At 64.0% G+C, this 16811-nt stretch carries 15 protein-coding genes, 3 pseudogenes and 1 riboswitch; of the genes and pseudogenes, 7 read left to right on the top strand and 11 right to left on the bottom strand.

Going from position 1 to position 16811, the window contains the following annotated elements; genetic code table 11:
• Positions 1 to 23 precede the first annotated feature (23 nt).
• Both ACL02S_RS14210 and ACL02S_RS14205 read left to right on the top strand, forming a co-directional pair.
• Entirely contained in the window at positions 24 to 152 is a 129-nt protein-coding gene (locus tag ACL02S_RS14210) for a hypothetical protein (RefSeq protein WP_412802877.1), read from the top strand.
• A complete protein-coding gene (locus ACL02S_RS14205) occupies positions 149 to 1060 on the top strand; it encodes a ferredoxin family protein (protein WP_412802876.1) in 912 nt (303 codons plus the stop codon). The genes ACL02S_RS14210 and ACL02S_RS14205 overlap by 4 nt, the downstream gene beginning before the upstream one ends.
• A 33-nt stretch (positions 1061 to 1093) precedes the next feature.
• Here the strand turns inward: ACL02S_RS14205 and ACL02S_RS14200 are convergent, their stop codons facing one another.
• A complete protein-coding gene (locus ACL02S_RS14200) occupies positions 1094 to 2080 on the bottom strand; it encodes an SDR family NAD(P)-dependent oxidoreductase (RefSeq protein ID WP_412802875.1) in 987 nt (328 codons plus the stop codon).
• A 222-nt stretch (positions 2081 to 2302) separates the two neighbouring features.
• Here ACL02S_RS14200 and ACL02S_RS14195 point away from each other — a divergent pair, with 222 nt between their 5' ends.
• The 3 genes from ACL02S_RS14195 to ACL02S_RS14185 all read left to right on the top strand — a co-directional run bounded on the left by ACL02S_RS14195 (position 2303) and on the right by ACL02S_RS14185 (position 4053).
• Positions 2303 to 2758: a hypothetical protein gene (locus tag ACL02S_RS14195; RefSeq protein ID WP_412802874.1), complete on the top strand. Its 456-nt coding sequence runs from the start codon at positions 2303 to 2305 to the stop codon at positions 2756 to 2758.
• A gap of 94 nt (positions 2759 to 2852) precedes the next feature.
• Entirely contained in the window at positions 2853 to 3866 is a 1014-nt protein-coding gene (locus tag ACL02S_RS14190; protein WP_412802873.1) for a DUF4349 domain-containing protein, read from the top strand.
• Positions 3823 to 4053, top strand: coding sequence for a DUF167 domain-containing protein (locus ACL02S_RS14185; RefSeq protein ID WP_412802872.1), 231 nt, complete (start codon positions 3823 to 3825; stop codon positions 4051 to 4053). The genes ACL02S_RS14190 and ACL02S_RS14185 overlap by 44 nt, the downstream gene beginning before the upstream one ends.
• A 47-nt stretch (positions 4054 to 4100) precedes the next feature.
• On the opposite strand, the gene ACL02S_RS14180 is transcribed toward ACL02S_RS14185, so the two are convergent.
• Complete coding sequence (locus ACL02S_RS14180; RefSeq protein WP_412802871.1) at positions 4101 to 4565, bottom strand: tRNA (cytidine(34)-2'-O)-methyltransferase; 465 nt, start codon at positions 4563 to 4565, stop codon at positions 4101 to 4103.
• A 305-nt stretch (positions 4566 to 4870) separates the two neighbouring features.
• Here ACL02S_RS14180 and ACL02S_RS14175 point away from each other — a divergent pair, with 305 nt between their 5' ends.
• The gene (locus ACL02S_RS14175; RefSeq protein ID WP_412802870.1) at positions 4871 to 5095 is read left to right on the top strand and encodes a hypothetical protein; all 225 of its coding nucleotides are present in this window, start codon (positions 4871 to 4873) and stop codon (positions 5093 to 5095) included.
• 5 nt (positions 5096 to 5100) lie between these two features.
• Here ACL02S_RS14175 and ACL02S_RS14170 read toward each other — a convergent pair.
• The 7 genes and pseudogenes from ACL02S_RS14170 to ACL02S_RS14140 all read right to left on the bottom strand — a co-directional run.
• Positions 5101 to 5913 (bottom strand): annotated as a pseudogene (locus tag ACL02S_RS14170) (IS481 family transposase); the annotation flags it as partial.
• 27 nt (positions 5914 to 5940) lie between these two features.
• A pseudogene (locus tag ACL02S_RS14165) lies at positions 5941 to 7210 on the bottom strand (IS3 family transposase).
• Positions 7211 to 7257: 47 nt separating this feature from the next.
• A pseudogene (locus ACL02S_RS14160) lies at positions 7258 to 8454 on the bottom strand (IS1634 family transposase); the annotation flags it as partial.
• A 560-nt stretch (positions 8455 to 9014) separates the two neighbouring features.
• Entirely contained in the window at positions 9015 to 9500 is a 486-nt protein-coding gene (locus ACL02S_RS14155; RefSeq protein ID WP_412802868.1) for a hypothetical protein, read from the bottom strand.
• Complete coding sequence (locus ACL02S_RS14150) at positions 9490 to 11190, bottom strand: DNA/RNA non-specific endonuclease (protein ID WP_412802867.1); 1701 nt, start codon at positions 11188 to 11190, stop codon at positions 9490 to 9492. The genes ACL02S_RS14155 and ACL02S_RS14150 overlap by 11 nt, the downstream gene beginning before the upstream one ends.
• A gap of 1857 nt (positions 11191 to 13047) precedes the next feature.
• Positions 13048 to 13164: a hypothetical protein gene (locus ACL02S_RS14145; RefSeq protein WP_412803022.1), complete on the bottom strand. Its 117-nt coding sequence runs from the start codon at positions 13162 to 13164 to the stop codon at positions 13048 to 13050.
• A 45-nt stretch (positions 13165 to 13209) separates the two neighbouring features.
• The gene (locus tag ACL02S_RS14140) at positions 13210 to 13530 is read right to left on the bottom strand and encodes a recombinase family protein (RefSeq protein ID WP_412802866.1); all 321 of its coding nucleotides are present in this window, start codon (positions 13528 to 13530) and stop codon (positions 13210 to 13212) included.
• 226 nt (positions 13531 to 13756) lie between these two features.
• On the opposite strand from ACL02S_RS14140, the gene ACL02S_RS14135 reads away from it, so the two are divergent.
• Positions 13757 to 14002, top strand: a complete 246-nt coding sequence (locus ACL02S_RS14135) for a DUF3017 domain-containing protein (RefSeq protein WP_412803021.1) — start codon at positions 13757 to 13759, stop codon at positions 14000 to 14002.
• 89 nt (positions 14003 to 14091) lie between these two features.
• Here the strand turns inward: ACL02S_RS14135 and metX are convergent, their stop codons facing one another.
• Positions 14092 to 15243, bottom strand: a complete 1152-nt coding sequence (metX, locus tag ACL02S_RS14130; RefSeq protein ID WP_412803020.1) for a homoserine O-acetyltransferase MetX — start codon at positions 15241 to 15243, stop codon at positions 14092 to 14094.
• 2 nt (positions 15244 to 15245) lie between these two features.
• On the bottom strand, positions 15246 to 16577 hold the full coding sequence (locus tag ACL02S_RS14125) for a bifunctional o-acetylhomoserine/o-acetylserine sulfhydrylase (RefSeq protein ID WP_412802865.1): 1332 nt from the start codon (positions 16575 to 16577) through the stop codon (positions 15246 to 15248).
• A gap of 84 nt (positions 16578 to 16661) precedes the next feature.
• Positions 16662 to 16772: riboswitch (SAM riboswitch) on the bottom strand.
• Positions 16773 to 16811: the final 39 nt, after the last annotated feature.

The following is a 16811-nucleotide window of genomic DNA, read 5'->3' as shown; positions in this document are numbered from 1 at the left end:
TATCCGGATCTTAGAGTGAAGACATGTTCGCGCACGACCGTACGGTTCCTTTTCCCGTCGCACACTCCTGCCTGGCCCGGCTGTGGCGTGAGTGCGTGATCACCATGGGGGAGACCCGCCCGGTGCCCGGTGGCCGCGGCGGATGCCGATGAGTGGATTCGAGGGGATGCTGTGCTCGGCCGCCGCCGCGGTCGATGTCCCGTTGCCTGGTACGGCCACCCAGGTGACCGGATGGCTGTGTGTGGAGCATCCGGGAGCATGGGGGCGGGATGTGCTCGGCGACGAAGTGCTCGGACCGGAGATCACCGCGGAGCTGGCGGCCAGGACCGCGGCGGCGCAGGTGCGACCGACCTTGATCCGCCGCCCGGGCCGGGGCGAATTCACCGGCTCTCGTACCGTCCTATTGGCAAGCTCCGCGCACTCCGGTGCCTGGTGTGAACGTATCGAGATCACCGATCTGGCTCAGTTGCTCGAGCTCGATTTGCGGCTGCTCAACGGTCCGCCACCGGGAATAGGTGTACCCGTGCGTGATCCGACCGTCCTGGTGTGCGCGCACGGTAAGCGCGACCGGTGTTGCGCACTGCTCGGTCGCCCGATCGCCGCGGAACTCGCTGAGAAGTACCCGGGGCAAGTCTGGGAATGTTCGCATACCGGCGGCCACCGGTTCGCGCCCGCGTTGGTGCTCTTGCCCAGCGGGCTGACCTATGGTCGCCTCGATGCGGAAGGAGCTGTCGAGGTGGTCGAGGCGGCTCGACGTGGCGTGGTGGCGACGACCGGCCTCCGTGGGCGCAGCTGCTATCCCCCTATTCAGCAGATCGCCGAAATAGCTGTGCGTGAAACAGTTCTCGCGCAGACAGACGATCTCACCGTGGCGCAGGAGCAGGTCGGCGCCGAAGCGGGTGTCGCGGGTGTCGCGATCGTCACCCATCGCGACGGCCGTCGCTGGCGGGTCACCGCTCGCGCTCAGGATCTCGCGCCACGACAGGCCAGTTGTGCCGCCGCGGCCAAGGCGGTGACAGCCCTGCTCGTGGACGACATCCAACTGCTCACGGGCCGATAGTCGCGGGCTTCGCCGCGCGTGCGCGGGCCGGATTCACCAGTGTGTGCCGGGCACCCACCGAGCGGCTCGGCGTAAAGCGGTGCCGGTCATGCGGCGTGCGGCCGACCTGACCCGGGGTTGTCGGTGCGGGATGGTCGGTTCGACCGGCTGATCGGCGGATATGCCCTGTTCCCCTTTTGCGGCGGGGGAATCGGGCATGGAGCGGTAGTAGCGGTGCAGGATCTGGTCGCGAATCTTCGGGGTGAACAGGGCGCCGTATTCGGCGATGGTGCCGAGTGGCACATCGATGCGTTTGGGGCGTTCGGTCAGTGCGCGCACAATGGTCGCGGCCGCCCATTCGGGAGATGCGGCGCGGCCTTGGTTTCCGCTGGGTGTGATCATCGGTGTGCGGACAAGCGGCATGTGGATGGTGGTGAATGTGACACCGTCGGCCATCGTCTCGATCGCGGCCACCTCGGTGAATTTGTCCAGTGCCGCTTTGCTGGCCAGATACGCCGCGTAACGGGGTGTGGCCACCTGCACGCCCGCACTGCTGATGTTGACGATATGCCCGGATCCGCGCTCTCGCATCTGCGGCAGCAGAGCCAGCGTCAATCGCACCGCACCGAAGTAGTTGACCGCCATGGTGCGTTCGAAATCGTGTAATCGGTCGGTGGACCGGTGGATGGCGCGACGGATCGAGCGGCCCGCGTTGTTCACCAGCATGTCGACGTGGCCGTGTTCGTTCAGTACGGTCTCGACCACCTGATCCACTGAAGCGGAATCGGTGATGTCACAGGAATATCCGTAAGCGGAGCCACCCGCGGCGCTGATCTCGTCCACCACGGCGGCGAGTTCGTCGCCGCGGCGCGCGAGCAGGAGCACGGTGGCGCCTTTGTTCGCGACGGCCACGGCCGCCGCTCGTCCGATTCCGGAAGAGGCTCCGGTGATGAGGACATGCTGTGCCGTGAGGTCGTGGGTGTAGCGGCGCCGCCCGGCCTGTTCGTGTGGGCCGGTGGGTGCAGCGGATGTATCGGTCATCGCTGCCCTCCTTTGCAGGTCTGAGTGACATCAACCTACTTCTAGGTAAGTTACCTGCCAAGTGGTCCCGGTGGCACCGGCATCGGTCGCTCGCACCATCGCGGCGCGCCGTGCTGATTCCGCGTGTCGTGGTCGGAAACCGCCACGCGCGCCGAATTTTCGGGTGCGGGAAACGTTCGAACAACGCTCGAAACGTTCGAACATATGTGCGATAATCGGCGCATGTCGGACGATCGGATGGCGGAGGTATTCACCGCGGTTGGGCTCGGTGGTGTCGACCCGGCGGCAGGGCGGCAGGCGCTGGAAAAGCTCTGGAACGAACTAGGCGAACGCGCGGAGGTGTTGCACCGCTGCGTGATCGCGCATCATCTCGCAGGCCTCCAAGAGGAGGCCGCTGCCGCGTTGTGCTGGGATCAGCGCGCGCTGGCCGCGGTGTTCGGGCCTGGCGTGCCGCTCGACGAAGGTCTGCGCGGATTCCTCCCGTCGCTATATCTCAACCTGGCCGACAGTCATCGCCGACTCGGCGAGTTCGATATGGCCAGAATGCAGCTGGCCATCGCCAGGGGGCATCTGACGGTTCTCGCCGCGGACGCCTACGGTGCGCTGATCCGGACGCGCCTGCATGGAATCGAGGCCGCGCTGGCCGCCGGTTCCACCGAGTGTTTGGTGTTTTCCTGATCCAGGCGCCCTGATCGGGGCGGACGGCACCTGCAGCAGCCCTCCTGGGAAAAACGGCCGCCGTGTACGCGCGGCGAAAGCTACGGTGCATGGCATGAGGAAGCTTGCTGTGCTCTGCGTCGGTGTGCTTGGGCTGATCATGCTCACCGGCTGCGGCAGCGACAATACGCGGTCTATGCCGGACCGCTCGCCGGGGATAGCCACCGAGTCCGCTCCTGGGCCACCCGGACTGCGGGAACAAGATCTGCCGATGCGGGAGAACAACCCCAGCGGCAGTACGGCGGCCGAGCGCAAGGAAGTCGTCACCGGAAGCGTCGAGATCACCGCCGACGCACCGATCACGGCGGCAGGCGTGGTCATCGACCGGGTACGTGAGGTGGACGGCCGGATCGACAGCCGCACCGAGCAGCCAGGCACCGGCGACAGTGCACCGAGCGCCACGCTCGTGATCCGGCTGCCCGCGGATAAGACCGAGGCGTTCATCGCGGGGCTCGGCGGGGTCGGTCGGGTCACCCGGATCAGTACGCACCGTGACGACGTCACCATGCAATGGGAGGACCTCGATGCCAGGATCACGGCGCTGCAAGCCTCGGTGGACCGGTTGCGCGCGCTCATGGCCGGTGCCACCACGACCTCCGATCTGATCGATGCAGAGGAGGCACTGTCCGCCCGCCAGGGCAAGCTGGACAGCCTCACCGCACAACGACGGCATCTCGACGATCAGATCGCCTTATCCACGCTGACCATCGACATCACCGCCAGCGACACGAATCCCGGCGATCCCGACAACTTCTGGGACGGCATCGTCTCCGGCTGGAATTCACTGGTGGATTGGTTGCAGGACGCGGTTGTCTTCAGCGGCAAGGCGATTCCATGGCTCGGCTTCCTCGCGGCATCGGCGGCTGTGCTGTGGGGCATCGTGCGGTGGGTACCGCGGTGGAGGAAACCCGCGCCGGGTGCGGGAGAATCGGTTGCGGCCACCGAAAAGCCCTCGGCAGGCACCGGACCGGGTGCAGTGGGCGCGGGCGGCACGGAAGGCGTGAAGACCAGCACAGGAGACAAAGGTGCCGAGGGTAGTGCGAGCGAGGATCACACCGAACAGCCGTAAGGGGCCGTTGGTGGAGATCCTCGACGACGGCAGCCTGCAACTGTATGTGCGGGCTGCCGCCGTCGAAGGCAAAGCCAACAAGGCGGCCCTCCTGCTGCTCGCCGAGCACTACGCCGTGCCCAAATCCGCGGTCCGCCTGTCGGCTGGCGCGACATCACGGTTCAAACGATTCGAGATCGACGACTGAGTAGCGGCACCGAACATTCTTGCCGGACAACACCATTCGATCGGGAGCTAGACACCGCCGGGGAACCCGAGCTGGCGCCACGCCTCGTAGACAGCCACCGCCGCCGTATTCGAGAGATTCATCGAACGGCGGCCGGGCACCATCGGGATACGGAGCCGCTCGGTGATATGCGGGTCCTCGAGCACCTGCGCGGGTAGCCCGGTGGGCTCGGTCCCGAACAGCAACACATCGTTCTCGCGGTATGTCACATCGGTGAACCGGGTGGTGGCCTGCGTGGTGAATGCGTAAACCCGTTCCGGACTCAGTGCCGCCCATGCCGCCGCCAGATCCGCGTGCACCGTCACCGCGGCCAGATCGTGGTAATCCAGTCCCGCCCTGCGTAGTTTCGGCTCGGACAGATCGAACCCGAGGGGCTCGATCAGATGCAGATGGCATCCGGTTCCCGCGACCAACCGGATCGCGTTGCCGGTATTCGGCGGAATGCACGGCTCGTGGAACATCAGATTCAGCACAACGGTGTAGCACCTTTCATTCATGTCCGGACCTGGGAAAACCTTACGTGTCCATGGCAGAGTTCGTCTGTCCAGGGCTACGGAGGAGTCGACTTCCATCGGACGTCAGAAAGAGATCATTCAGCAGTGGGCCGGTGCCAACGGCCACACGATCACCAGCAGCGAGAATTGTTGTGGCAGTAGCCCCATGATTGTCCTTTGCGCCGAAGAGAGCCGGAGCGCGCGACCGGACCGCTGCAATATGCGCCACAGTATCCCATTTGTGTATCTATGGGACATAAGTGGTGTTGTGGCATGATCGGCTCATGGCTGCCAACACCGATTTATGGGCCAAGCTCCCCGATGCGATCAGCGAGGTCAGGGCCTCGCAGCAGAAGGTCGATGACATCGTAGCGGCCCTGCTGGACCGTCGGCGTAGAGGCGATATCGATCGCCTAGCTGAGATGCTGGATGTCGACCGCAAAACGATCTACCGCTGGGCGCGAGATCTCGATGAGGGAATCTGGCCCCCGCGCAGACGACTGTCCTAGTTGTGCTACTGACGATGGCCGTTGACAGTGTGGGCCTGGGTCTTCTGTAGCAGCCTCTCATAGGGCGTCTGCCCTGCGAGGCCCCCGTGGGGGCGGTGGAAGTTGTGGTAGTCCTCCCATTCCTTGAGTTTGTCGTTGAACAACCCGGTGTCGTCGATGACGACACCGTCGAGGAGGCGGTAGAACTCTTCGGCGTCGATGCGGTGCGAGCGCTCCACCTTGCCGTTGAGGCGCGGGGTTGCTGGTTTGATGTAGGTGTGGCCGATACCCTGGTCGATCACGTGCCAGTGGAAGACCGACTGGAACTCCGCACCATTGTCGGTCTGGATCTTCTCGACCTGGAACGGCAGCCGGGAGAGGACGTAGTCCAGGAACTGGATCGCGGTCTTCTGGTCCGAGCGGGGATAGACGCGCAGCACCCGCAGCCGGGTGCAGTCGTCGATGGCGGTGTACTGGTAGAAGCGCTTGCGTCGCCCGGCCGCGGTGGTGATCGGTTCGATGAACTTCACATCGATCTGCACATGGTGGCCGGGGCGCTGCTTCTCGTAGCGCTTCCAGCGCTGCTTGTGGCGTTTGTAGCGTTGCGAGGCCGGCAGCCGGTTCATGTTCAGTCGCTTCAGGATTCTCCATACCGTGGACTGGCTGATCGACACATCGTGGTAGCGCTGCAGATACATCGTGATCTTCATCGGACCGAAGTGGTAGTGCTGGCGCAAGTGGATGATCTTGGTGACCACCTCGGGTTCTGTGACGGTCGGGCAGTGCAGCGGAGCGCTGGAGCGATCCTTGAGCCCGTCGAGCCCTTCGTCCTCGTAGCGGTGAACCCACCCGGTGAGTCCGGAGACTTACTGATGTGACAACTCGACCGTCTGCTGGGCCAGGTGTTGAGAGTAGTAGGCGGCCTCTATCTCCACCGGGGGCACGTCGCCGCAGTACTGGTAGAGGCGGCGATGATTGAACCAATCGACCCATTCCGCGGTGGCGAACTCGACGTGGTCGACGCTGCGCCACGGGCCGCGGGGCTTGATCAACTCCGTCTTGTAGAGGCCGTTGACCGTCTCGGCGAGGGCGTTATCGTAGCTAGATCCCACTGCGCCTACGCTGGGTTGGATCCCGGCCTCGGCGAGCCGCTCGGTGAAGGCGATCGAGGTGTATTGACTGCCCCTATCAGTATGGTGCACAACATCTTTCACATCCCATCCTGCTCTTTCCCGGGTCCAGATGGCGTGCTCGATCGCATCGAGCACCAGCGCGGTCGTCATCGTGGTGCCGGTACGCCAGCCGATGATCCTGCGTGCGTAAGCATCGATCACGAACGCTGCGTAGACCCAGCCGGACCAGGTCGACACATAGGTCATGTCGGCCACCCACAGCTGGTTCGGCACCGTCGACGCGAACCTGCGCTGCACCAGATCCTCCGGCCGCGCGGCGGCCGGATCGGTGATCGTGGTGCGTTCGACCCGACCACGGACCGCGCCCCGCAACCCGAGCTGCCGCATCAGTCGCTCCACGGTGCAGCGGGCCACCTCGATGCCCTCGCGATTGAGTTGCAACCATACTTTCCGGACACCGTAGACGCCGTAGTTCTCGCGGTGGACCCGCGCGATATCCACCTTCAGTTCCTCGTCGCGGCGGTCCCGATTGCTTGAAACCCGCTGGCGGTGTTCGTAATACGTTGATGGGGCGATCGTGACGCCGAGCTCGGTGAGCGCGGCGCAGATCGACTCGACACCCCATCGCAGGCCACCACCGACGCGGTGGCCCTGGTGGTCGCTGATGTATCTGACGATCAGCGCTGGAGCCGGTCCAGTTCGGCCGCGAAGAAAACCGACGCAGATTTCAGAATTGCGTTGGTGAGCTCGAGTTCCGCGTTCTCCGACGCAACCGTTTCAGCTCCGCGGACTCCTCAGTGGTGACCCCGGCCCGCGCACCGATATCGACCTGACCTTGGCGCACCCACTTGCGAACCGTCTCAGCGGTCCCGACACCCAGCAACTCGGCGACCGCCCCGATGGCCGCCCATTCCGACTCGTGCTGGTCGCGGACCTCCGCAACCATCCGCACCGCCCGCTCACGCAACTCCTGCGGGTACTTCCTCGAACTCACAGACTTCATCCTTCCTCAAGAGATGAAGTCTCCGGACATGCCGGGCGGATTCAGGTGACGAACCGCGGGGTCCGAGCGCTTTTGGTCCCGTCGATGACATCGCGGGCGCGGGCTTCTTGTGCGTTGAGAGTGCGGTTGTCGCGGACGTAGCGTTTGGTCGAGTAGGCCCAGACCGCCCGCCACGACCCGGGATGGGTGTCGGGGTCCCAGACAGGTTCGGCCCGGACCGCGGTGTCATTGTCGAGGTTGGTGCCGCGTTTCGGGGTCACGGTATCGATGACCTGAACATCGGTGAATACCTCTGCGTGCCAACGGAAATGGGATTCCAGATCGATCGGGGCCTTCGTCACCCGCGAGCCCACGATGAACCGCATATCCGCTGCGTCGAGCGCGGCCAGGTTCTCCGCCGACAACATGCCCGCGTCGGCGACCACGACGATACTCTCGATCTGGTGCCGGGCCTGGAACTGCTCGATGATCGGCACGATCGTGTGTTTCTCGGCCTTGTCGCCCTCCCAGCAACCGATCTCCAAAGGAAACCCGTGCCGGTCGACCAGCAGACCCACCACGACCTGCGGATCGACGCGGCGTTCCTTGGAGTAGCCCACTTTCCGCAGGCCGTCTTCTTTCTCCGCCTCGAAATACAGGGTGGTCACGTCATACAAACACAGTGACACATCACCGCTGGTCAACACGTTACGGAAACACAGATCGGCGATCCGGTCGCGGTAGCGGCCACCAGCGCAGCGGGCCAGAGTGCGTTTCATCGTCGCGTAGGAGGCCGGTCGCTGCCCGAGGTCTTCCAGGACACGGCCGGTGTCGAGAAGACTGACAGGTTCCACGATCCGGGCGATCACCAAGTCCCGGAACACCGTATCGGCCACCGTGTCGAACCCCAGCGAGTCATACACCCCGGCCAGCGCCTCGAACAGCAACCGTGAACTCGTCTCGGTCACCCGGCCCGCCGCCACCATCTCGACGGGCTCGTCGCCAGTACCGGTGGTGAACAGCGTACCGCCCTCACACCGACCCACCAGCCCCGCGGCCCGCGCCACGGGTTCCACCCCCAGCTCCAGTACCTCCTGCGCAGTATCTTCGAGCAGGTCACGGGCTCGTTCCAGCAGGATCCCGAGCTCGGCCTCGGTATGCGCCGACCCCACATGAGCCACGATCCGCCGCCGGCCTGCGCAGTACTCCGCGATCTGGACTGCCGTCGCACCCGACGCCGTCCGCACCCGCCGAATCCATGCCACCACCCGACACCAGACGACCCCGTTAGTGCCTGAAACAGGCACCAACCACCAACATCACCCCAGGTCAACGAACTTCGAACCCGCCACCGGAGACAACGTGAGCCAACTCAGGTTCGCCCCGGCCGGTCCGGTGACGGCGACGCGGTCGCGGATCAGGGTGTTCAGGTCGATTCGGTCGGTCAGCCGGGCAAGGACGACCAGTCCGGCACACGACACGAGGTTCGGGTCGTCGAACTCGCCGATGTACGGGCAAGGGCATGACGCAATTGCATCTGCGAAGTGCCCTTCTGTTCAGAGGATTCTTGTCTCAGCAACTCGAATCTTCCCTGATAGGAGGGCACTTCCTTCATTTCAACACGGACAGCAGGCCATGTTCACCGGTGGATCCAGGCTCAGCTACGCCGAGCGCGCGACCGGCAGCTCCACCTCATCGACATAGCTCAGACGATACCGGCCGAGACCTCTAGCCCGGCCGACGAACTGGCGAGAGCCGCCGCCACGGTCACGCGAAGCTGCGGCGATGACACCGGACCACCTCAGTGAAACAGGAAGGAAACGGCTCACTCTTCCTCTTCCGCCGCACGCCGCAGACTCTCCAAACGTTTCTCTTCCATCCGCTGACGAAACCACGGTGGCATGTTCTCCTCCGAACGCGGAAACCGTTTGAGCTCGCTGAGATAACTCTTATAGGCAGGACCCCTGTGCCAGGCAGGCTCGGTATCGTAATCGAACTTCGCGGTAGCCCGATGATCCGGCGTCACCGTCAACGACATCGAAAACCACGCACCACCCTCAGGAGTCGCGGTAACTTTTCTGAGCTCCTTTTGCTGACGCCCCATCATGGTCTGCGGGAGAACCCGAACCGTATCCAACGATCTACGCTTGATGAACGCCTCCTCCTCCCACTTCGGCCCCAGGGTGCGGACATCCAGCCGCAACTCGAGCCAGTCGTCACCGAACTCGTCGACAAGTAGACCACCGATCTCTGCGATCAACTCACCTTGCCGTACCATCGGCGGAATACCGTAATCGTCATTACTCTTCATTTTCAATCCTGTCCCTCACTTTCGGACCATCACCTATCTGATATTCGATGCGGAACGTATCGGGCTGCGGCGCTCCTCCGGAATAATCCATTTTGATATTCCATTGGATCCGTGTATTAGGATCGGCTTTCAGGGCGTCTCTGAATTCTTCTTCGAGTTCCCCCCACTCACCCGAGGTCATATTCACACTCTTATGCATTGGAACCATATTGACTCCGTCGCCAGGTCCACCAAGGGTGTCGGCGAACAGGTGTCCCCCGTGATAGTTCTCGGGGTTCGGATACGGCAGGTTACCGATATCTCGCTGGGTGCCCTTATTGCGGTAGGGTGACTTCTTTGTGGTTTTCGGACGGTACTCGAGATCATCCGCATGCGCCTCGATCACGCGGCCTATCTCATCGGTTTTGTAGGTGAACCGGTCATCGATCCGGTAGGTGGTGTTGGGGACCAGGTGTCGCAGTTCCGGTGTGAAACCGTCGATCCGGTTGCCAGCCAGTGCCTCCACGTAGTGCGGCTTACCGTCGGCATCGGTGAAGATCCGCATTCCATTCGGCAGATTGTAGACGGTATCGGCCTCCAGTTCTTGATCGGTGAACGGATTCTGTCTCCGCGGGTTCAGTCCCGTGACATTGATCGACTTCGCCGGGGTGGGGCGTTGCGGGGGTACCCATGCCCCTGGTGCCTCTAGTATGGGTTCGCTGGACCTGGGTTCCGTTCGCGTGGGTGTGGGGCTGGTTGTGGTGGGTCCGTCGGTGGCTGTGCTGTTGGGTGTGTGGGTTCTGGATGTTGTGTGCGGGGCCGACAGCGCGGCGCTTGGTGTATCCGGGTGACGGCCGGGCTGGGGTGGTAGTTGCGGTTCGGTATCGGTCCCTTGGTGGGGTATGCGGCGTTGCGAGAACTGTTCGGCGTCGTCGAGGAGTTGTTGTTCTCGCAGCTGTCTTCCTATGCGGGCGGCGTCGGCAGCGCTGTCGGCGTTTGCGATGAGGGTCCGCGCTCTGGCAGCTAACTCCGCACCGCGCAGTCCACGCAGACCCCAGGCACCTGCCGCGGCGATCGCGGTGTCAGGGCCGGGGATCGTGGTGATGATGTTGAAGCCGAGTTCGCCTGCTGCTTTGGTGGCGTCAACCCAACTGTGGTCACCTATGCCGCGTGAGTACTCCCACACCACGACTGAGGGGTCGACGAACGCTCCCTGAACGGAGTTGAACGCTCCCTGAACGGAGTTGTAGATCCAGTTGTTGGCATCGGCCTGCCATTGATTGATGTTGAATGGTTTGCGCGGTGCCTGGGTTTCGGTTGGTACGGGGCGTGGTGGACGTGTGTTTTTGGGGACGGGATCGTAGACGCTGCTTATTTTTGGAATGTCGTCCCATGCATCCATGTACAGGCGGATCGCGGGGTCCAACCACGGGATTCCCGCTTGTCGGAGGCGTTGCATCGCTTCTCGCTGCCGCAGCACTTCGGCGTCGGTGCGGGTGCCTCTGGTTGCCCACAACAGGTCGTATTCTTGCTCTTTCGGCGTGTAACGAGCCAACTCCAGTCGTGCTTGGGCCTTTTCGTAGGGGCTGAGCCCACCGACCCAGGCGACGGGTCCGTTGCGGAGTGTTTCGATGTCGGCTGCTAGTTGTTGCTCGGTGTAGGCGGTGCCGGTGATGAAGATCGTCTGCGGTTTGAGGATCGACTCGGGCACGCCGGTGACCGGGAGGCCCCTGGAATCGCGGGAGGTGGCAGCCTGTGGTTGAGACGGTGGCTCGGCTGGGGGTGTGGCGGGGTGTGGTTTCTTGGTTTCCGCCAGAATCCCGAGGGGAGAGCGAGGGTCGGGTGGGGTTAGTTCATTGACGGGTTGGCCGTTTTCGTAGGTCCCCAGGATTATGGCGCGCAGTGTCGGGTCGATGTTTCCCGGTTCAGGGGTGTCGGTGGGTTGGGAGGTTGCCGGGGCGGATTGGTTCGGTGTATGCGTGGGGGACTGCGATGATGGCGTTGAAGGCACCGGTGGTGTCGGATCGGTGTCTCTGCTGGGAGTGCCACCACCATATGATGTTCCGAATCTGTCACCTTCAACCTCTGGCGTTCCCTCCCATGGACGGTTGGGTACCGGCCCATCTGGCTCACCTAAACCAATGGGGTTGCTCGGCAAACCGATCGGGGTCAGGGCCGGGTTCGGGTGTTGTGCGCGTTGTTGTTCGACACTGGGGTTGGGGATGGTGTCCGGGTTCGGTATCCGCCTGCCGTTGTCATCCAGGTCGGTGAATGCCTGCGGATCGGTGATCGGCATCGCCCGGTTGACCGGGGTGACCTTCGGTAGCCGCCACCCCTGCGGGGTCATGATCGGTAGTGGTTGCTGCCCCGGCGCGGTCGGTGGCTGTGCCGTGTCGGGTGCGGGGCCTGGGGTTGCTGGTGGCTGCGTGGGTGTGTCGAGGTCGAAGGAGTCTGTGACGGTGACGGTTTCACGGGCATTGGTCACCAGGTCCCGTTGGCGGAACACTCGATCGACCATGCTCGCAGCCGATTCGGGGGTCATGTTGTGGAAGGTGTAAACCTTCCCGCCTCGATCATCGGCGGATCCGGCATCGGGGTCGTCCTCGCGGGCGGGAGTCATCGAGTCGAGCCAGGCGATTCGCCGGGTGACCCACGAGTAGTCCTCGGGCTCGGGACCGCCTAGGCCAGGGATTGTCATCGGATTACACCTCGAAGAGATCGGTATGCGGTTACGACGAAAGGAGTTGGTGCCTGCACTGGGGCAGGCGGATACGACACGCGGCCCGCACCAGAGGTGGTGCGGGCCGCGTGTGGTGATCGGGGTATGCGGTTATCTGTCGATGCCGGTCCGGGTCACGGCGTAGTGCCCGGTGGGGTGGTTGTATTCGGGCTGATCGGCGAAGGCGCAGAACAATCCGCTGCCCCGGATAGCAGTGGTGGTGTCACCGGGTGTGCAGAGTCTTGTCAGCGGTACAGGCGACCGGCCCGCTGCTATCGGACAGGCAGAGCAGCTGCCGATCCTTGTAGCCAGCGACGCGTACGGACACAACAGCGATGTGCCGAGTCCCGCAACGGGTAGGAAAGATCCAGGTGGTCGGAGTCGGACAGAACAGACGCTGTGCTATCGCGGTTACCCGGTGTGGTGGTAGCGCCGTGACCGCCTGCCGTGGCAGCGGCACGCTGGAGAGGGTGTCATTGCCCGGCTGTGCACACAGCAGCCGTGAATGCGGGAAGCCCCGATCCGCGAGGGTGGATCAGGGCTTGGATCGACTGGGATACCGGAAGTTTCGGAGAAGAGAAGATTCCGGCGAGAAGGGTGTAAGACACAGTTGTGCTACTGCGAATATCGTGGCTTAAGGGTGCCGCTCTTGTCAACCGGTCTTTCATGTATCGCGTAAAACTGCTGGTAGATAGGCTGATCGAACCTCATAGGGGGCGAAACCCTCAGCCGTACCGGACCGATACCGGCGATCCCTGTATGTGAGCGGCGAACTCGACCGCGATAGCAACACTTGCGAGCGGGATGGGTCGTTAACCAGTCCGGCCCGAGCCCGTTCGATCATGGTGTCTAGCTCGAGTTGGGCAAGGCTATGACCGTCAGCATGACCTTGCCTATCGGCCCATCGGTATGCAGACCTTCGATGACGCTACGGAAGCCGATACCGCGCTCCGCGAGTTGCTTGATGAGCTGGAGTGCATGAACAGTGTTGCGGCCCGGCCGGTCCAGCTTTCACACCGTGAGTACATCACCCTCGCGAAGGTGGTCCAAGCATCGATCCAGTTCCGGTCGTTCGGTCCTGGTCCCGGATATGCCGTCGTGTTCTTCGCGGAACAACTCCTCCGACCTCGCCGCCAGATCTGGCTCGGCATGCATCATGCCTGCGAATGAGAGGCGGCGACGTCGCGGGCCGGGATGCTCGGTGGCAGGACCTCGCTCAACGGTACCGGTGACGACCAACTGCAATGCGACAGCCCGCAACGCATGCGCCTGATCCGGCGTGAGGCGATCGACCAGACGGTGTAGATCTTCATAGTCGTACGCTGCTGTCATGAGCTTTATTGTAGTGAGGACTGCCCCTCATAGCGTTGGCTTCGAGCCGTGATGATTACCGAGAGGTTCCGATAGTTCAGCCTCGGCAGCGGGTTCGCCCCGCGTGTCCGGGGAATGCCAGACTTCTGCGAGAATCGCAGGCGTGACCGATGTCGACACCCCTGCCGCACGTCATCGGGCCGAGCGCAGCGGTCCTGGGGCGGAATTCCTGCGTCACCATCTGCCGATGGCGATTGTGGTACTGGTCATCGTGGTGGCGGCGGTGTTCGTCGTGGCCGAGCGGTGGCGGCGGGGGGCACTGTTCTTCGGCGGTGCGACGTTGCTGGCCGCGGCGTTCCGGTTATGCCTGCCGACCGCGCGGGTCGGGCTGCTCGCGGTGCGCAGCAAGCCCTTCGATGTCGGCGCGCTGACGCTGCTCGGCTCCAGCATCATATTTCTGGCGGCCACGATCGATACTCTCGGCACCGGCTAGTGCCCCAGCGGTGGATCGTGATCCGGCTGGGTCTGGTGTCGGTCGGCCGTGCTGGGTGAGCTGCGTTCCCCGAAGAGATTCGGCGCCGCTCAGCGTCCGGGCCGCACGCCCGCCCTGGCCAGCCGCATGGTCTCGGTCAGAAGTTTCGATACCGCCGCGGTCTCGGTGAGGAATCCGTCGTGCCCATAGCGTGAATTCAGCACCTCCAGCCCGTCGCAGCCGGGTAGCAGATCAGCCAGTTCCTGCTGGGTGCGCAGGGGATACAGCCGGTCGGAGTCCACGCCGCCGACTACGCACGGTACCGTGGTCGCCGCGAGCGCGGTTTCGATGCCGCCACGGCCACGGCCGATATCGTGCCGGTTCATCGCCTCGGTCAGCAGGACATAGGTGGCAGGATCGAAGCGTTTGCAGAGCTTATCGGCCTGGTGGTCGAGGTAGCTCTGTATCGCGTAGCGGCCGCCTGCCCGTGGGTCCTCGTCGCCCTGGGGCTTGTTCTCGAAGCGGTGATCGAGTTCGAATTCGGTGCGGTAGGTCAGGTGCGCGATGCGCCGGGCGATACCCATCCCGGTGATCGGGGTGCGGCCGGTGCCGTGATAGTTGCCGCCTTGCCAGTCCGGATCGGCCTTGATCGCCGCGATCTGCGTGGTCTGGGTGCCGATCTGGTCGGCGGTGGCGCGGGCGCCGACCGCGAGTACCAATGCGGCGGCTACCCGGTCCGGCGCGCCGACCATCCACTCCAGCACCCGCATCCCGCCCATCGATCCACCGACCACAGCGGCGAGCCGGTCGATGCCGAGCAGGTCCATCAGTATCATCTCCGCGGTCACCTGATCGCGGATGGAGATCTCCGGAAACCTTGCCCCCCAGGGCTTTCCATCCGGGGCCTGGGAGGAGGGGCCGGTGCTGCCCTTGCAGCCGCCGAGCACGTTCGTCGCGATCACGCACCATTCGTCGGTATCCAATGGTGCGCCCGGTCCGACCATGCCGTCCCACCAGCCGGGCAGCTGATGGATGTGATCGGGCCGACCGACGACATGTGAGTCGCCGGTCAGCGCGTGTTCGACGAGTACGACATTGTCCAGTTCCGGGGAGAGTTCCCCCCAGCGCTGCACCCCGAGACGCACATCGGCGATGACCTCGCCACTCTCCAGCAGTACGTCCCCGATCGCGATGCTGCCGAGCTGCCCGTCCGGAGGTGGCAGGACCGTGCTGGAGGTCAGAGCGCTCGCTTCGCTACACACGGTCACGTCGCCGCCGCGAAACCGATGCGTAGATCGGCCAGGATGTCCTCGATGCCTTCGATACCCACCGCGAGGCGGACGAGGCCGGGAGTGACACCGGAGGCCAGCTGCGCTTCCGGGGTGAGCTGGGAATGTGTTGTCGACGCTGGATGGATCACGAGGGAGCGCACATCCCCGATATTGGCCACGTGGCTGTGCAGGGCCAGGCTATCGACGAACTTCTTGCCCGCGTCCACCCCGCCACGCAGCTCGAACGCGACGATGGCGCCGGTGCCCTTCGGGGCCAGCCGCAGTCCGCGCTCATACCACGGTGAGGAGGGCAGGCCCGCGTAGTGCACCGCCTCGACCGCGGGGTGAGTGCTCAGGAACTTCGCGACCTTCTTGGCATTGGCGACGTGCCGCTCCATCCGCAGGCTCAGTGTTTCGATGCCCTGGCTGATCAAGAACGCGTTGAACGGTGAGATCGCCGAGCCGAGGTCGCGCAGCAGTTGCACCCGAGCCTTGAGTGCGAAGGCTGGCGCGCCGAGATCGGCGTACACGACGCCGTGATAGCTCGGATCGGGGGTGGTGAAGTCGGTGAACCGGGATTGCCCCTGCTCATCGGTGACCGTCCAGTCGAAGGTGCCGCCGTCGATGATCACGCCGGCAACGGCCGCGCCGTGCCCGCCGAGATATTTCGTGGCCGAGTGCACGACGATATCGGCGCCGTGTGCCAGCGGCTGGATCAGGTACGGGGTGGCGACGGTGTTGTCAACGATCAACGGGATGCCCGCGGCATGGGCGACGGCGGAGACCCCGGGGATATCGAATACGGCGCTGCTGGGGTTGGCGATGGTTTCGCCGTAGCAGGCTTTGGTGTTCGGGCGGATCGCGGCTCGCCACTGCTCCAGGTCGTCGGGATCTTCGACGAAGGACACCTCGATGCCGAGCTTGGCCAGCGAGTAGCGGAAGAGGTTGTAGGTGCCGCCGTAGAGGTGCGGGCTGGACACGATATGGTCGCCCGCGCCTGCGAGGTTGAGGATCGCGAAGGTCTCCGCGGCTTGCCCTGAGGCGAGCAGCAGCGCGGCCACCCCGCCCTCCAGGGCGGCGATGCGCTGTTCCACCACGTCCTGGGTGGGATTCATGATCCGGGTGTAGATATTGCCCGGCTCGGTCAGGCCGAACAGTGCCGCCGCGTGCTCGGTGTCGCGGAAGGCGTAGGAGGTGGTCTGGTAGATCGGCAGGGCACGGGCTCCGGTGGTGCTGTCGGGAGCCTGGCCCGCGTGGACCTGCTTGGTCTCGAAGGACCACTGCGTCGGGTCGTGTTCGGCCGCAGGCGCGGTGGATTCGCTCATTCTCGCTCCAAAATGATGGTCGACGCTGCAGCAGAGGTTAACGGAGTGGCAGGTGGCAACACATATCGACTACCTATACCTCCTGATGCGCGCTTGCTCCCGGCCCTCGGGAGCCAGGTCATCACCCGGAGCACCCCACCGCTGCTGGAGGGTTGCCGACCAGCGAGCCGGGGCTTGATGCTGGTACTCATGACCTGCCCGGCATCATAACCGGCCGGTGGCCGGTGACCGAAA

It is taken from the genome of Nocardia spongicola (assembly GCF_047200775.1).
Classification (GTDB): Bacteria; Actinomycetota; Actinomycetes; order Mycobacteriales; family Mycobacteriaceae; genus Nocardia.
Note: the sequence above shows the minus strand (reverse complement) of the source record. Positions and strands in the feature narration are given on the sequence as shown.

What these genes read in the sequence shown, in the direction of transcription:
- ACL02S_RS14205 (WP_412802876.1), top strand. Translation starts at nt 149, where the DNA reads ATGAGTGGATTCGAGGGGATGCTGTGCTCGGCCGCCGCCGCGGTCGAT.
- ACL02S_RS14155 (WP_412802868.1), bottom strand. Translation starts at nt 9,500, where the DNA reads ATGAAGAGTAATGACGATTACGGTATTCCGCCGATGGTACGGCAAGGT.
- ACL02S_RS14175 (WP_412802870.1), top strand. Translation starts at nt 4,871, where the DNA reads ATGGCTGCCAACACCGATTTATGGGCCAAGCTCCCCGATGCGATCAGC.
- ACL02S_RS14195 (WP_412802874.1), top strand. Translation starts at nt 2,303, where the DNA reads ATGTCGGACGATCGGATGGCGGAGGTATTCACCGCGGTTGGGCTCGGT.
- ACL02S_RS14140 (WP_412802866.1), bottom strand. Translation starts at nt 13,530, where the DNA reads ATGACAGCAGCGTACGACTATGAAGATCTACACCGTCTGGTCGATCGC.
- ACL02S_RS14190 (WP_412802873.1), top strand. Translation starts at nt 2,853, where the DNA reads ATGAGGAAGCTTGCTGTGCTCTGCGTCGGTGTGCTTGGGCTGATCATG.
- ACL02S_RS14135 (WP_412803021.1), top strand. Translation starts at nt 13,757, where the DNA reads ATGGCGATTGTGGTACTGGTCATCGTGGTGGCGGCGGTGTTCGTCGTG.
- ACL02S_RS14125 (WP_412802865.1), bottom strand. Translation starts at nt 16,577, where the DNA reads ATGAGCGAATCCACCGCGCCTGCGGCCGAACACGACCCGACGCAGTGG.
- ACL02S_RS14200 (WP_412802875.1), bottom strand. Translation starts at nt 2,080, where the DNA reads ATGACCGATACATCCGCTGCACCCACCGGCCCACACGAACAGGCCGGG.
- ACL02S_RS14210 (WP_412802877.1), top strand. Translation starts at nt 24, where the DNA reads ATGTTCGCGCACGACCGTACGGTTCCTTTTCCCGTCGCACACTCCTGC.